Source organism: Streptosporangium sp. NPDC049644, assembly GCF_040675205.1.
GTDB lineage: Bacteria > Actinomycetota > Actinomycetes > Streptosporangiales > Streptosporangiaceae > Streptosporangium > Streptosporangium fukuiense.
On sequence record NZ_JBFAOJ010000272.1, the window covers coordinates 1 to 1,262 of the forward strand.

The 1,262-nt window shown below is 66.8% G+C and carries 1 protein-coding gene; it reads left to right on the forward strand.

The genetic code is table 11. From position 1 onward, the window contains the following. Window positions 1-214: 214 nt before the first annotated feature. On the forward strand, window positions 215-1,225 hold the full coding sequence (locus AB0J58_RS45065; protein ID WP_364228008.1) for an IS30 family transposase: 1,011 nt from the start codon (window positions 215-217) through the stop codon (window positions 1,223-1,225). The last annotated feature ends 37 nt before the right edge of the window (window positions 1,226-1,262 follow it).

Genomic DNA, 1,262 nt, shown 5'->3' on the forward strand with positions numbered 1-1,262 from the left:
CGCCTGGGTTCTAGTGCTTGTCGCAACACACCTGATCATTAGGGGCGTGTTGATGGCGAGGCGAGGACCCAAGCGCAGGTTGGATGTCGAGTCGGAGTACTGGCGGCTGGTGCTGTCAGGCGTGGGGACGGTCGATGCATGCCGTGCTGTAGGCGTCGGGCGCAAGACCGGGTACCGATGGCGGGCGGAGAATGGAGGGCTCCCTCCGACGCGGCTGGCTGAGACCGCCCGATCGAGCCGGTTCCTGTCGCTGCTGGAGCGGCAGCGAATCGCCACCTTGCGGGCGCAGGGCCTGGGAGTACGCGCGATAGCCGAACGGCTCGGGCGATCTCCCTCGACCGTCAGCCGAGAGCTGCGCCGCAACACACTTCAACACGACCGGGGCGTCTATGACGGCGACCTGGCTCATGTGCGGGCGCGGCAACGAGCCCGGCGCCCACGCCAAGGTCGCCTGCTGGCAGATGAAGGTCTGCGAGCGGAGGTTCAGGCCAAGCTGGAGGTGGAGTGGAGCCCCGAGCAGATCGCCGCCTACCTGCGCCGGAGCCGGCCCGACCGGCCGAGCTGGCACATCTGCCACGAGACGATCTACCGGGCGCTCTACCAGGGAGGAAAGGGCGGATTGAGCCGGAAACTCACGCGTCGGCTGCGCACCGGACGGCCTCTGCGCAAACGCCGCCGCCGATCTAACCGACGCAGCCCTCGCTTCATCGCGCCCGCGCTGCTCATCGGAGGCCGTCCGAGCGTGGTCGAGCAACGTCGGCGTGTCGGGGACTGGGAGGGCGACCTGATCATCGGGCGTCTGAACCAGTCCGCCATCGCCACGCTCGTCGACCGCAAGAGCCGCTACGTGCGCCTGGTCGCGCTTCCGATCCGCCATGACGCGCAGGCCGTTCGTGATGGCCTCATCGCCGTACTGCTCGACATGCCGCCGGCAGTGCGGCTGACGCTGACCTGGGACCAAGGGGCGGAGATGGCCCACCATGACCAGATAGCCGCTTACCTGAGCGAAGGCGTGTTCTTCGCCCAGCCGGGCAGCCCATGGCAGCGCGGCACCAACGAGAACACCAACGGGCTGCTTCGCCAGTACTTCCCCAAACGCACCGACCTGTCCGTCCATACCGCAGCCGACCTGCGCACCATTGAAGAGCGTCTCAACACTCGCCCCCGCAAGACACTCGGCTGGCGCACTCCAGCCGACGTTTTTGATCAAGCTCTGGCACTATGACTATCCGTCACCGTTGCGATGATCACTCGAATTCACC